The 14,136-nt window shown below is 61.2% G+C and carries 11 protein-coding genes; 8 read left to right on the top strand and 3 right to left on the bottom strand.

Annotated features, from left to right (window positions below):
* Positions 1-365: 365 nt before the first annotated feature.
* Together groL and CORTU0001_RS10660 are read right to left on the bottom strand one after the other, a co-directional pair.
* Positions 366-2,012 carry a chaperonin GroEL gene (groL, locus tag CORTU0001_RS10665; RefSeq protein WP_005325634.1) on the bottom strand — a complete coding sequence of 549 codons (1,647 nt, stop codon included), beginning with the start codon at positions 2,010-2,012 and terminating at the stop codon, positions 366-368.
* 232 nt (positions 2,013-2,244) lie between these two features.
* Entirely contained in the window at positions 2,245-4,215 is a 1,971-nt protein-coding gene (locus CORTU0001_RS10660) for an OPT family oligopeptide transporter (protein ID WP_005329877.1), read from the bottom strand.
* Between the two features lie 228 nt (positions 4,216-4,443).
* Between CORTU0001_RS10660 and CORTU0001_RS10655 the strand changes: the two genes are divergently transcribed.
* On the top strand, positions 4,444-5,811 hold the full coding sequence (locus tag CORTU0001_RS10655; RefSeq protein WP_005329875.1) for a dipeptidase: 1,368 nt from the start codon (positions 4,444-4,446) through the stop codon (positions 5,809-5,811).
* A 33-nt stretch (positions 5,812-5,844) separates the two neighbouring features.
* Here the strand turns inward: CORTU0001_RS10655 and CORTU0001_RS11755 are convergent, their stop codons facing one another.
* Positions 5,845-6,012 (bottom strand): hypothetical protein, encoded by a 168-nt coding sequence (locus CORTU0001_RS11755; protein ID WP_157749126.1) that lies wholly within the window; start codon positions 6,010-6,012, stop codon positions 5,845-5,847.
* Positions 6,013-6,155: 143 nt separating this feature from the next.
* Here CORTU0001_RS11755 and CORTU0001_RS10650 point away from each other — a divergent pair, with 143 nt between their 5' ends.
* From CORTU0001_RS10650 to CORTU0001_RS10620, 7 genes are read left to right on the top strand one after another with little or no spacing between them, the layout of a single operon-like run.
* A complete protein-coding gene (locus CORTU0001_RS10650; RefSeq protein WP_005329874.1) occupies positions 6,156-9,137 on the top strand; it encodes a Na+/H+ antiporter subunit A in 2,982 nt (993 codons plus the stop codon).
* Positions 9,138-9,638, top strand: coding sequence for a Na(+)/H(+) antiporter subunit C (locus tag CORTU0001_RS10645; RefSeq protein WP_005329872.1), 501 nt, complete (start codon positions 9,138-9,140; stop codon positions 9,636-9,638). It abuts the gene before it with no gap.
* Positions 9,631-11,457: a Na+/H+ antiporter subunit D gene (locus CORTU0001_RS10640; RefSeq protein WP_005329870.1), complete on the top strand. Its 1,827-nt coding sequence runs from the start codon at positions 9,631-9,633 to the stop codon at positions 11,455-11,457. Before CORTU0001_RS10645 ends, CORTU0001_RS10640 begins: the two co-directional genes overlap by 8 nt.
* On the top strand, positions 11,450-11,977 hold the full coding sequence (locus CORTU0001_RS10635) for a Na+/H+ antiporter subunit E (protein WP_005329869.1): 528 nt from the start codon (positions 11,450-11,452) through the stop codon (positions 11,975-11,977). The genes CORTU0001_RS10640 and CORTU0001_RS10635 overlap by 8 nt, the downstream gene beginning before the upstream one ends.
* A complete protein-coding gene (locus tag CORTU0001_RS10630; protein WP_005325614.1) occupies positions 11,977-12,252 on the top strand; it encodes a monovalent cation/H+ antiporter complex subunit F in 276 nt (91 codons plus the stop codon). Before CORTU0001_RS10635 ends, CORTU0001_RS10630 begins: the two co-directional genes overlap by 1 nt.
* Positions 12,249-12,629, top strand: coding sequence for a monovalent cation/H(+) antiporter subunit G (locus CORTU0001_RS10625; protein ID WP_005329867.1), 381 nt, complete (start codon positions 12,249-12,251; stop codon positions 12,627-12,629). The genes CORTU0001_RS10630 and CORTU0001_RS10625 overlap by 4 nt, the downstream gene beginning before the upstream one ends.
* A gap of 15 nt (positions 12,630-12,644) precedes the next feature.
* Positions 12,645-14,129, top strand: a complete 1,485-nt coding sequence (locus CORTU0001_RS10620; protein ID WP_005329865.1) for a glycosyltransferase 87 family protein — start codon at positions 12,645-12,647, stop codon at positions 14,127-14,129.
* The last annotated feature ends 7 nt before the right edge of the window (positions 14,130-14,136 follow it).

Here is a 14,136-nt window from a genome sequence, read left to right as displayed (position 1 = left end):
CCCAAGCGAAAAAATTTTTCTAATTCAGCCCGTGAAAATTACCCCTATACGGGGTCAGTGGGGCGCATGGTTCGCGTGTTAAGTCCCGTGGCACTGAATTGTGCGCCTGTCTGAACAGTGAATCAGATACAGATAGTTGAACATTCGCACCAATTAGAAAACTACAGTGACAAGCAGATTCAGCGATTGGCTCGCGAATTTGCGGCACGCCCATATCGCATCGGCAATGCAAAGTGGTGCAGACACGCCGAAGCGCCCCGCCTCATGCGCTCTAAAGCACAGAAGCGGGGCGCTCAAAGGGGCTAGAAGGCCGCTAAGGGCCGCATCCGAGCCCCCCTCCTAGGCAATGTGGGACCGTGGTGGGCTTAGAAGCCCATGCCGCCCATGGCGTCAGCGTCCGGCATGCCGTTGTTGGCACCGGCCGGCTCAGGCTTGTCAGCGACGACAGCCTCGGTGGTCAGGAACAGAGCTGCAATGGAAGCAGCGTTCTGCAGAGCGGAGCGGGTGACCTTAACCGGGTCATTGATGCCAGCCTCCATGAGGTTGACGTACTCACCGGTAGCAGCGTTCAGGCCCTCGCCTGCCGGCAGGGAGGAAACCTTGTCAGCAACCACGCCCGGCTCCAGGCCAGCGTTGTGTGCAATCTGCTTCAGCGGTGCAGACAGTGCCTCGCGCACGATCTTGACGCCGGTAGCCTCGTCGCCCTTGAGGTCATCCAGGGAGTCCAGGACGGAAGCGGCCTGCAGCAGTGCTACGCCGCCGCCGGCAACGATGCCCTCTTCCACGGCAGCCTTTGCGTTGCGGACTGCGTCCTCGATGCGGTGCTTGCGCTCCTTGAGCTCAACCTCGGTAGCGGCACCGACCTTGAGGACGGCAACGCCGCCGGAGAGCTTAGCCAGGCGCTCCTGCAGCTTCTCGCGGTCGTAGTCAGAGTCGGAGCTTTCGATCTCGGCACGGATCTGCTTGATGCGGCCGTCGATCTGCTCCTGGGAGCCAGCACCCTGAACGATGGTGGTCTCGTCCTTGGTGACGACAACCTTGCGTGCCTGACCCAGGTACTCGAGCTCGGCGGTCTCGAGGGAGAGGCCGACCTCTTCGGAAATGACCTGGCCACCGGTGAGGATGGCCATGTCCTGCAGGGTGGCCTTGCGGCGGTCGCCGAAGCCCGGTGCCTTAACGGCGACGGACTTGAAGGTGCCGCGGATCTTGTTCACAACGAGGGTAGACAGGGCCTCGCCCTCAACGTCCTCAGCGATAATCAGCAGCGGCTTGCCGGACTGCATGACCTTCTCCAGCAGCGGAACCAGGTCCTTGATATTGGAGATCTTGGAGGAAACCAGCAGGATATACGGATCCTCCAGGACTGCCTCCTGACGCTCCATATCGGTAGCGAAGTAGCCGGAGATGTAGCCCTTATCAAAGCGCAGGCCCTCGGTTACCTCGAGATCAACGCCGAAGGTATTGGACTCTTCCACGGTGATAACGGAGTCCTTGTTTACGGAGCCGTTGCCCACGGTGTACATAGCCTCAGCGATCTTCTCGCCGATAGCCGGGTCAGCAGCGGAGATGCCAGCGGTGGTAGCAATCTGCTCCTGGGTTTCTACTTCCTTGGCGGAAGACAGCAGGGAGTCCACAACCTTCTTGGTTGCGGTCTCGATGCCGCGCTTGATGCCCATTGGGTTGGAACCTGCGGCTACGTTGCGCAGACCCTCGCGTACCAGAGCCTGTGCCAGCACGGTTGCGGTGGTGGTGCCGTCGCCTGCGACGTCGTCAGTCTTCTTGGCAACTTCCTTGACCAGCTCGGCGCCGATCTTCTCGTAAGCATCCTCGAGCTCGATTTCGCGAGCGATGGAAACACCGTCGTTGGTAATGGTCGGGGCGCCCCAGGACTTTTCCAGGACGACGTTGCGGCCCTTGGGGCCGAGGGTGACCTTGACGGCGTCGGCAAGCGTGTTGAGGCCGCGCTCGAGGCCGCGACGGGCCTCTTCATCAAAAGCGATAATCTTTGCCATTGTGTTTGTGCTCCTTGGTTTATTGAGGACGACACTCACGTCTTTCTCGCTGCGGACGCCCGCGACGGCATGGCTGGTGAGTGTGAACCAACCTCAACCACAACGATGTAGATTTATCTGGCACTCATACTGTGCGAGTGCTAACGACCATTCTGGCACTCTCCTACCGCGACTGCAAGAAAAAATGGCGCCCCCGCGAAGGGACGCCATTATATAAGGAATGGATCAGAAACTAGGAGCTCTTCACCGTGCGCTTGGTCCAGCGATAGATGAACGTCAGCGCAATAATAAAGAGGATCACGCCCACCACGGTGGCGGAGGCACCACCCTCAAAGATTTCCAGCGGGCTCTCGCCGCCAGCGGCGGCGATGATGCCGGCGTTGACCACACCAAAGAGGGACTCACCCACGATGAGGCCGGTGGCCAGGAGGGTACCCATACGCTTGGCAAACTCTGGGTGGGATTGCTTCGCGGCCCACTTGTCATAGAAGGTTCCCAAGATGGCACCGATGGGGATGACGATGGTCAGGGCGGCCGGTAGGTACATGCCCATGCCGGCGGCCAGCGGGGACAGCGAGTACTTATCGGTGAACTTGCGCAGGAGCTCGTCAATAATAATGAGAACAGCGCCAATGGCCATGCCGATGAAGATGAGGTTCCAATCCAGCGAGTTATCGAAGATTCCGGAAGCAACGGAGGACATCAGGGCGGCCTGCGGGGCGGCCAAGGCGTCTTCGCCGGCGCCTTCCATGCCTTGGAAGCCGAAGCCATTGAGCATGACCTGCAGAATCGGCGGGATGACCAGGGAGCCGAAGACCACGCCGATGATGAGCGCTACCTGTTGCTTCCACGGAGTAGCGCCGACGAGCTGACCGGTCTTGAGGTCCTGCAGGTTGTCATTGGAGATGGTGGCAATGCCAAAGACGATGGCCGCGGTGAAGAGCGTATAGGCCACCAAAGACAGAGGATCCGCAGTGGTACCGCGGGTGACGGCCGCGATGAGCAGCGAGGCGGCGAGCACGGCGATGATGCCGATGGAGGAAATTGGCGAGTTAGACGCACCAATCAGCCCGGCCATGTAGCCACACACGGAGGCGATAATCAGGCCTACCAAGAGCGTAAAGAGGACAGAGACGGTGATGAGCACGGCCATGTGGTCGTGAATATCGGTACCGCGCACGAAGTCCCACAACAGCAACGCGATAGGCACCATGAACGCCACGATGGTAGTGGCAACATAGGGGAAGGGAATATCGCGTTCGGTGACGTCCACGGTGGAGCCAGACTTGCGGGCACGCGAGGAGGCCAGGGATTGGCGGATGCCCACAGCAATGGGAGCGGCGATCTTGAGCAGGGTCCAAATGGCGGCAATGGCCATGGTGCCCACGCCGATGAAGCGGATGTCATCGGAGAAGGTGGTATCGACGACGTCGGCAAGCGCGGTGGCGCCCGTAATATCGCCGGTGGTGAAAATGGGCAGCAAAATGAAGTAGGAAATCACCACGCCAACCAGCATGGCAATGCCTACCGGCAGGCCCACCAGGTGGCCCACGCCGATAAGCGCGGTGGACAGGCTGGTACCCAGGGTGGTCGCGCCGGCGCCGAGCTTGAAATAGGCGGTGACCTCGGAGGCGGCGGCCTTCATTGCGGTCAGCAGCGCCATGACGGCCGAGGTAATGCCACCCGCGACGATGACACGCAGGCCCTTGGCATTTTCTTCTTGGCTGGTGCCGGACGCATTTTCATCGCCCACCTTGAGAACCTCGGCCGCGGCCACGCCCTCCGGGTAGGGAAGATCGGAGCCGGTGACCAAAGCGCGGCGCAGCGGGATGGAATACATCACGCCCAGCACGCCGCCGATGATGCACACGCCGGCCGTCTGCACGAAGCCAAAGCCCTGCCAGTACCCCACCATGACCAGGCCCGGGAGGACAAAGATGATGGCGGACAAGGTGCCCGCGGCAGAGGCAATGGTCTGCACGATGTTGTTTTCTTTAACGTTGTGGCCCTTGAACCGGCGCAGCACCGCCATGGAAATCACGGCGGCCGGGATGGAGGTAGCAAAGGTCAGGCCCACCTTCAGGCCTAAGTACACGTTGGCGGCGGTGAAGATGAGGGTAATCAGGCCACCGATAATGATGCCGCGCAGCGTCAGCTCGGGCAGGGAGGCCTTGGAACCTGCGGCGGATGATGCGTTCGCCATGCCAGGTCCTTTCTATTCTCGGCTATGAAAGTTTCTCGTTTCACCCTGCGTAGCAAACCGCGGCCTGCCACGTCCGTTTCTGTCTGTTTGGCGCCGGTTCCTTCCCGGAATAGGGCCCGAACGGACAGACTCCGCACAGGGTGGAATGAAAAAATTTTAGTTCACCACCCCAGCGTTTTCCTATTCCGGTTGCTCTATAGCTTGGGGAGGGCGGGTACCGTAGAGAACATGACTGCACTTAATGAAAGCATTCGCAACGACCGCGAGACCATTTTCCGCCAGCTCAGCGAGCTCGTGGCCTTTAACTCCGTCCACGACGAGGAAGGTCTGGAGGACCAGACCAAGGGCGCAAGCCAGTGGGTTAAGTCCGCACTGGAAGAGGCCGGAGTGAGCGTGGAAACCATCACCACGGCCGATGGCTCCACCGCCATCTTGGGTGAGCGCAAGGGCGATGAAGGCGCCAAGACGGTACTGCTGTACTCCCACTATGACGTGGTGCCGGCCGGCAACCGCGAGGCTTGGGAATCCGATCCGTTCACCCTTACCGAGCGCGAGGCCGCTGATGGCTCCACCCGCTGGTACAGCCGCGGCGCCGCCGACTGCAAGGGCAATGTGGCCATGCACCTAGCCGCCCTGCGCGCGGTGGACAATAACGGTGGCACTAAGGTGAACCTGAAGTACCTCATCGAGGGCTCCGAGGAGCGCGGCGGCGAGGGCCTGTCCCAGCTCATCAAGGATCGTCCGGAGCTTTTTGCTGCCGACGCCATCCTCATCGCCGATGCGGGCAACGCCGCCGTGGGCCAGCCCACCTTGACCACGTCCCTGCGCGGCGGCGCGCAAATCGGCGTGCAGGTCGACACCTTGGCCTCCGCCGTGCACTCCGGCCAGTTTGGCGGCGCGGCACCGGATGCCGCCAAGGCGCTGATGCGCGCCATCGACTCCCTCTCCGATGAGTACGGCCGCACGGTTATCGACGGCGTAGATACCACCGCCGAGTGGTCCGGCCAGGAGTACCCGGCCGAGGCCTTCCGCGCCGATGCGCAGCTGCTGGAGGGCACCAAGATTATGGGTGAAGACGACCCAGCCGGTGCCACCCCGGTGGCCAACATGGTTTGGTCCCGCCCGGCCATCACCGTGACTGGCTTTACCTCCACCCCGGTGGCAGAAGCGGTCAACGCCGTGCCCGCCACCGCTTCCGCGCAGCTCAACCTGCGCGTTCCGGCCGGTGCCGATGCCGCCGCGATTGCCGACGCCGTCTGTGAGCACCTCCGCGCCCACACCCCATGGGGCGCGCACGTTAAGGCCGAGGTGCTCGAGGCCAATGCCGGCTTTTCCACCGATCCGGAAAAACCCGCTGCAGCCCTGCTGGGCGAGTGCCTCACCGAGGCATACGGCACGGATACTGCCGCACAGGGCATGGGCGGTTCTATTCCGCTGACCACCGAGCTGCAAGAGGCTCACCCCAACGCGGAGATCGCTCTCTACGGCGTGGAGGAGCCAAAGTGCACCATCCACTCGGCCAATGAGTCCGTCGATCCCACCGAGATCGAGAACATCGCTGCCGCAGAAGCGCTCTTCTTGCAGCGCTACGCCTAAGGGCTCGTCCCTCCCAGCCGCCGCGGCTTCGGCTTAGCGGCTTGCCACCAACTCCCCGCGTCCCAAACCAATGGGATGCGGGGTTTCTTTCTGCCCTAAATCGGCCCGAAATAGCAGCATATAATACAGCGTCAAAAATAATTCTTTCAAAGCCGTAGAAAAGCCGGTAAAATGGCAAAAGTTGGCCCCGCGCTCGGCCATGTTGCTTGCACTATGCCACCGCGGCGTACTCAGCGGCGTGCGGCTCGTGAATGTTCTCGTCTCTCATTAGTTGTGATGCTCGTGGTATTCGCGGCAGCGGGGCAAGAGAACGTGACACAACCAAAAGGAGCGCAGTAACCAACGTGCTAATACTCCTGGGTACTCTCATCGCTGCCACCGTGGTAGCACCGCTGCTCATCATGCGAATGGGTCGCCCGGCTTTTGGAATTTTGGCACTGGTCCCCGGCGCTGGCTTCGTGTGGACCCTCGTGCATTTCCTGCGCGGCACCTTCACAGACGGCGGCGCGGTCGAACGCACCGTGGAATGGATGCCGTCCGCGAACCTCAGTTTTGACCTCCGCTTGGACGGGCTAGGCGCACTATTTAGCCTCATCATCCTGGGCATGGGCGCGCTTGTCCTGGTGTATTGCTGGGGCTATTTTGACGGCACGCGGCGCCGCTTGGCCATGTTCGCCGCGCAAATGGTGGGCTTTGCCACCGCCATGTTTGGTCTAGTGGCCGCGGACAATTTCCTGCTCATGTACGTGTTCTGGGAGATTACCTCCCTGCTGTCTTATCTCTTGGTTAGCTACTATGCGGAACGAGCCTCCTCCCGCCGCGCGGCACAGCAGGCGCTGATGGTCACCGCTCTGGGCGGGCTAACCATGCTCATGGGCATTATCTTGCTCGGACGGCAAACTGGGGCGTGGACCTTTAGTGATATTTCCGCCTATGAGAACTTTGCGCAGACGCCCTATGTCACGGTGGCCATCGTGCTCATCTTGGCGGGTGCACTGACAAAGTCTGCAATTGCACCGGCGCACTTTTGGCTCCCCGGAGCGATGGCGGCCCCGACTCCAGTCTCCGCTTATCTCCACTCCGCCGCGATGGTTAAGGCCGGCATCTACCTAATCGGGCGCCTGGCGCCCTCAATGTATGAGGTGGCCACCTGGCACGTGGTGGTTATCTCCCTAGGCGTATTTACCATGCTGCTCGGCGGCTGGATGGCGCTCAAGCAGCGCGACCTGAAGCTGATTTTGGCTTATGGCACCGTCTCCCAGCTAGGGTTTATCACCTCCATCATGGCCGTAGGCTCGCGGGAAGCCATGCAGGCTGGTCTCGCGCTGACCTTTGCACACTCGCTATTTAAGGCGGCGCTTTTTATGGTCGTCGGCGCTATAGATCACTGCTCAGGCACAAGGGATATCACCAAGCTATCCGGAATGGGGCGCAAAGAACCATTCCTCTTCGGCATTGCGATCATTTCCGGGTTCTCCATGGCCGGCGTCCCACCTCTATTTGGCTTCGTGGCCAAAGAGGCCGTGCTGGAAGCCACCATGCACGAGGAGCTCTTGGCCGGCATGCCACGCAATATGATGCTTGTAGCCTATGTCCTCGGTTCTATCCTCACGATGGCCTATACGCTGCGCTTTTTGTGGGGTGCCTTTGCCACCAAGAAGGAGGTCAATGGAACGGAGCCGGCAGAGGCCGTCGCCAAGATGCATCCCGTAACTATGGGATTATGGCTCTCTCCTGCCCTGCTCACTGCCCTAACCGTGGCACTTGGTGTGTTCCCCAAGCCCCTATCGGCGGCCTTTGACCAGCACCTCGACTCCACCTTCGCCCCGAAGGAGCATAGCGAACTAGCCCTGTGGCATGGACTTTCCGTGGCACTCGGCCTCTCCGCGCTCATTATCGTGGGCGGTATTATTATGCACTGGCAACGCCAGGTCCTGGTCAAGTGGCAATTCGCCTATCCTGCGCTGGGCAATGCGGATGATGCCTATGACTCGGTCATCGCTCTTTTACGCCAGCTCTCACTGCGCACGACGGCAACCACGCAGCGCGGCTCCCTGCAGCTGAACTTGACGGTTATCTTTGCCACATTGATGCTGCTGCCACTGGCTATGATCATCAAGGGCGATCTCACCGATATCCGCATGATTGTGGCGGAAAATCCTTGGCAGATCGTCGCCGCCTTCATCATCATGGTGGCCGCCGTAGCCGCCACGGTCACCGATAACCGTCTGTCCGCCGTCATCATCGTGGGCGTGACCGGTTATACGCTCGCCTTTATTTTTGCGCTCCACGGTGCACCAGATCTTGCGCTGACCCAGCTGCTGACGGAGACCATCGTAATGGTTATCTTCATGCTGGTCCTGCGCCGCATGCCTGCCTCCACCGAGTGGAAGCAAGACCCCAAGATGGGTCGCCTGCGCGCGTGGCTATCGGTGGGCACGGGCCTGACGGTCACCGTGGTTGCAATGTTTGCCATCAACGCTCGCCAGTCCAAGCCCATCTCCGAGTTCATGCCGGATCTGGCCAAGGAGATTGGACACGGCGCCAATGCTGTCAACGTCTTGCTGGTGGACCTGCGCGCATGGGATACCTTTGGCGAAATCACGGTGATCATCATCGCCGCCCTAGGCGTGGTCTCTCTGATTTATCGCACCCAATCCTTCGGCCGCGAAAGTCGCCGTCCCACCCTGCGGGTTACCGGCCGACGCTGGCTGGCGGCCGGGGTGGAATCGGAGCAGGCGCTCAACCGCTCACTGATGATCGATGTCTCTACCCGCGTGCTCTTCCCGTCCATGGTCGCGCTGTCCTTCTACTTCTTCTTCGCCGGCCACAACGCCCCGGGTGGCGGCTTTGCCGGCGGCCTCGTCGCCGCGCTGGCGCTCATCCTGCGCTACCTGGCCGGCGGGCGTGCGGAATTGGAAGAGACCCTGCCTATCGACGCCGGACGCACCATGGGCACCGGCCTCTTCTTGTCCGCCCTGGCCGCAGTGGCTCCCATGTTCTTTGGCCACCCGCCGCTTACCAGCGGGTACACCTCGCCGGAGATTCCGCTCATTGGCAAGGTTTCACTGCCTTCAGCGTTGGTCTTTGACGCAGGTGTCTACCTCATCGTGGTGGGGCTAACGCTCTACATCCTGAGTTCCTTGGGCGCCAAGTTGGATGAGGAAGAGGATATGCGTAAGCAGCGCGCCCGCGATCGCGCTCGCTCGCTGGCCCGGCAGCAACGCCAACGCACCGCCAAGCAAAAGGCGCAACGGGCCCAGCGCAAGGAAAAGAAACAAGCCGCCACAGCAAGCACAACCGCCACCACAGGGAAGGAGAAATAAATGGAAGCCAACCTCTTCCTCCTCTTGGCCGCCGGTGTGCTCGTAGCCGCGGGCGTCTACCTACTCCTGGACCGCGCCATGACCAAAATGCTGCTTGGACTGTTGCTTTTGGGCAATGGCGCCAACCTCTTCTTACTGCAGTCCGGCGGTTCGGCCGGTTCCCCGCCTATCGACGGCCGCGAGTCGGAGCCTTACGGCGCCGAGATTGCGGATCCACTGGCGCAGGCGATGATTCTTACCGCCATCGTCATTTCCATGGCGTTGACGGCTTTCATCCTCACCTTGGCATACCGGCAGTACCGCTACCGCACGGACGATGTCATTGAAGATGACGCGGAAGATACCGCAATTGCCGCCAAAGCCGCGCGCCCCGGCAATGCGGCCGCCGGCCCGGACCACGATGCGTCCAATGATCCGACTACGGGCCGCGCCACCAAGCAAGGCGATAATTTCGGCCCCGCATCTTTCGAGGAGCCGGTAAAGGGGGCCCGCGATGAGTGAGACCGTACAGCCGCTTGTCGATGTCCTCTTTCCTTACATCGGCTACCTCATTCCGCTGCCCATTATCATCCCGGCAGTGGCCGCGGCCCTCGCCTTGATCTTTTGCCGCACGCCCAATGCGCAGCGCCAGATCGTATTTTTCTCGCTGCTCATTACCGCGGTAGTTAATGCCATCCTCATCCTCATTGCGGATTTTGAGGGCATCCAAACGCTGCAGGTAGGTGGCTGGGACGCCCCAGTGGGCATCACGCTTGTAGCGGATCGTCTGTCTGCGGTGATGCTCTTTACGTCCTCCGTGGTGCTGTTTTCTGTCATTTGGTATGCCATTTCCCAGGGCGTGCGCGATGGCACCAAGGACGACCCGGTGGCCGTCTTCCTGCCCACCTACATGCTGCTGACCATGGGCGTTAATATCTCCTTCTTGGCCGGCGACCTCTTCAACCTCTACGTGGGCTTCGAGGTCTTCCTCGTGGCGTCGTATGTGCTGTTGACCCTAGGTGCCTCGGCCGGTCGCGTGCGCGCCGGTGTGGGTTACGTGATGGTGTCCATGGCCTCATCCATGATTTTCTTGCTCGCATTGGGATTTGTGTATTCTTCCGTGGGCACGATGAACATGGCCCAGATTGGCCAGCGCATGCAGGACATCCCGGAGGGCACCCGCACCGCCATCTTTGCCACACTCCTCGTCGCCTTCGGTATTAAAGCGGCCGTGGTGCCGCTGGACGCTTGGCTGCCAGACTCGTATCCCACGGCGCCGTCACTAGTCACGGCCGTCTTCGCCGGCCTGCTGACCAAGGTCGGTGTCTACGCCATCATCCGCGCCCGCACCACCGTCTTCACCGCCGGTGGGCTCGATACCGTGCTCATGTGGGTCGCCCTCGCCACGATGTTGGTGGGCATCTTAGGCGCGATTGCGCAGTCCGATATTAAACGCCTTTTATCCTTTACCCTGGTTAGCCACATTGGCTACATGATCTTCGGTGTTTCCCTCGGCACCGCCCAGGGCCTGTCCGGCGCCATCTTCTACGCCGTGCACCACATTCTGGTCCAAACCGCGCTATTCCTTGTGGTCGGACTGGTTGAGCGCCAGGCCGGCACCTCGTCGCTGCGCCGCTTGGGTTCGCTCATGTACTCGGCCCCGCTGATCGGAATTTTGTATTTCATCCCGGCCATTAACCTGGGTGGCATCCCACCGTTCTCCGGATTCTTGGGCAAGGTCATCTTGTTGCAGGCCGGTGCGAATGAAGGTTCCTGGATGGCATGGGTGCTCATCGTCGGTGCGGTGGTTACCTCGCTGCTGACCCTCTACGTCATGATGCTGGTATGGGCCAAGGGCTTCCAGCGCGACCGCGCCGATGCCCCGGAAGGCAACATGGCGCTCGCGCGCCCCGCCCCGCTTTCCGATATCACCGATGAGGTGGAATTTTCCTCCCGCCAGGATGTGGGCCGCGTGCCCTTTGGCATGATTGCGTCTACTACCCTGCTGGTGGCCGCGTCTACGTCCATTACCTTCCTGGCCGGCCCAATGTCCGGCGTGACTACCCGCGCTGCCGAATCCGCACAAGATACGTCCATCTACCAGTACGCGGTGCTGGGCGACCGCGCGGATGATCCCACCCGCCACCTCAACCAGAAGGAGCGCTACACCGGCGGCGCGGACTCCTATGAAAATCGCCGCAACCCCTCCCCTGAGGCGGAGCCTCCGGCCTCACCGGGCTTAGATGCCCGCACCGACCCAGAAGCCGGCGGCCGCGATTCGCATTCCACGGATGTAAAGTCCCCGGACGCCGCCAAGAGGAAGGATATTAGCGATGACTAACACGCGCTTTTCCGGCCTGCGCCACCGCTTCCGCCCGTGGTTCATCGTCTGGCTGGTAGTCATGTGGTGCATGCTCATGGGCGAGGTTACCGTGGGCAACCTGGTAGCCGGGCTTATCATTGGCTTCGTCATTGTCTTTGCCCTGCCGCTGCCGGCCATGCCTATCACCGGCATCGACGTCTCTTGGGGCAAGCTCGTTGCGTTCATGATCCGCTGGTTCTGGGAGCTGTTCTACGCCTCGCTCAAGGTGGGCTGGCTGGCCGTGCGCCCGCAGCCGGTGCCCAAGACCGCCATCTTGGAGCTGCCCATGCGCTTGGATAATGAGTTCGTACTCTCCCTGGCCGTAACGCTGTATAACCTGCAGCCAGGCGGCACGGTGACCGATATCGACATTGCCAATCGCATGATTACCGTCCATATCTTAGACGCCCGCGATGAGGCCCAGATTCAGCGCGAAATCGGCGCCGTGGCCCACCTTGAGGCCTCATTCATCGACATCTTTGAAAGGAGCCACCCCTAATGGATCCGCAGATCTATAACGCGATTTTGTTGGTGGCCGCCGCGCTGCTGGTGGTCTCCTTCCTCATCACCGTCTGGCGCATTGTCACCGGCCCCAATTCGCTGGACCGCTTGGTGGGCATGGATGGCTTTACCGCGATGTTCCAGTGCGCGCTGGCTACCTATATGTGCTGGTCGCTTAACACGACCGTAGTCTCAGCCATGCTGGTCATTGCGCTACTGGGATTCATTTCCACCGTATCCGTCACCAGGTTTAGGAAGAGGGATAGCCAATGAGCTGGTCCTTTATTGCAGATGTACTCTCGCTCATCCTCATTATTGGCGGCAGCGTCCTCACCTTGGCCGCGGCCATCGGCATCGCCCGATTCAAGGACACGATGTCGCGCGTACACGCGGTGAGCAAGCCACAGACCACCGGGCTTATCCTCACGATCCTGGGCGCGTTTATCCGCATCACGGGCGCGGAATCCTTCAGCGTGGCCGAGCGCGGGGATTTAGGAATACTCGTTTTGCTGGTACTGTTTGCCATGTTCACTAGCCCGGTAACCGCGCAGCGCACCTCGCGTATTGCACGCCGTGAGGGCCTGTACGGCACCGAGGAATCCATGTCCCGCAACGACCGACCCGCCGCGAAGTCGCTGCGCCGCAAGTAGGAGACGCTTTTCACCGTGAAAAAGCTTTATGGGCTTCCCACTATGGTGACTTTGCTCGCCGCTCTCGTCGGCGTCATCGTCTACCGCTTCAGCATCTTCGACGGCAATAGCGCCTTTGTGTGGCGCGTTCCCCTGGATCTGAAGATTTATTGGCTCGCCGGCGGCGAGGTGGCCCAAGGCGCGGACCTCTACGATAACGCCTACATTGGCGACCTGCCTTTTACCTATCCGCCCTTCTCCGGCACCCTTTTCACGTGGCTTTCCACGCTTGACGACGCCCCCTTAATCCTCCTTTGGCAGGGCGGCACCGCCCTCGCCTTGTTCACGGTTATTATGCTGGTTCTGCGCGAGCGCGGCCTCAAGCTCTCCCCGGCAATGTGGCTGTTGGGCCTTTTGCTGCTGTGCTGCACCCCGGCGAATGAGCCGGTGCACGGCACCTTATTCTTTGGCCAGATCAACATCTTTTTGATGCTGCTGGTGGCCTTGGACATCCTCCCGCGCAAGCGCGCTTTGCCGGGCATCGGAATTGGTTTGGCCGCGGGTATGAAGCTCACCCCGGCCTATATGGGTCTGGTCTTGCTCTTCCAGAAGCGCTGGTGGCAAGCGATCATCGCCATCCTTACCTTCGCAGTGACCGTTGCCATTGGTTTCGTCACCATTCCGGATGCCGCCGATTTCTGGACCGACGCTATCTTTAAGTCCTCCCGCGTGGGCGAGCACACCAACCCAGGTGCGCAGTCCATTCGCTCGGTGATGGTCCGCGCGTGGGGCATCGATGGCGGCTGGATCTGGCTCGCCGCCGTGGTCGTGGTCTTCATTTTGACCTGCCTGGCGCTGCGCACCGCGATGAAGCACCGCAATAATTCCGCCGCACTTGCGCTTGCTGGCATCAGCTCCTGCTTGGTCTCCCCCTTCTCTTGGTATCACCATTGGGTGTGGACGGTGCCGCTGGCCATCGTCGTGCTGGTTGCCGTCAACCAGGGTCTGGGCAAGCGCCTGCCCGGCATCCTTGGCGCGCAGGTCGCTGGCCTCGTATCGGTGCTGGCGATGTGTGCGGTGACCCTGCCGTTCATCTCCGCCCCCGTGTGGCTGTCTGCTGCTAGCCGCTCGCTCAACCACTGGGATCTGCAGCCGTGGGGAATGTTGGCCTTCACCGGCGCCGGCGTCCTCTTTATCGCCTTCTACGCGGTGTGGGGTTTTATCCCTGGCACCCAGCCGGAAGAGGAAGCGCCCGCCCCAGGCCGCCACCATCTGCCTGCGCAGCCCGCTGGCGCAAAGCCCGCTGGCGCGGAGGCCGGGGCACGCCCGGCGCGCTCGTTTAATACCGCAACTACGAGCCGTGGGGGCCAGGGGCATTCACGGGCAGCGCAACCCGTCAGCGATGAAACGGCAGAAATGCCCGCGGTAGGGCCGGAAACGCGCGCGTTCCCGGCGGCCCAGGACATCACCGATATCCCCGATACCCCAGCCTACGGTCGCCACTCACGCCCAGAGGACTAGCCCCGAG

This window comes from Corynebacterium tuberculostearicum SK141, assembly GCF_000175635.1.
In the GTDB taxonomy this organism is placed as follows: Bacteria; Actinomycetota; Actinomycetes; order Mycobacteriales; family Mycobacteriaceae; genus Corynebacterium; species Corynebacterium tuberculostearicum_C.
Note: the sequence above shows the minus strand (reverse complement) of the source record. Positions and strands in the feature narration are given on the sequence as shown.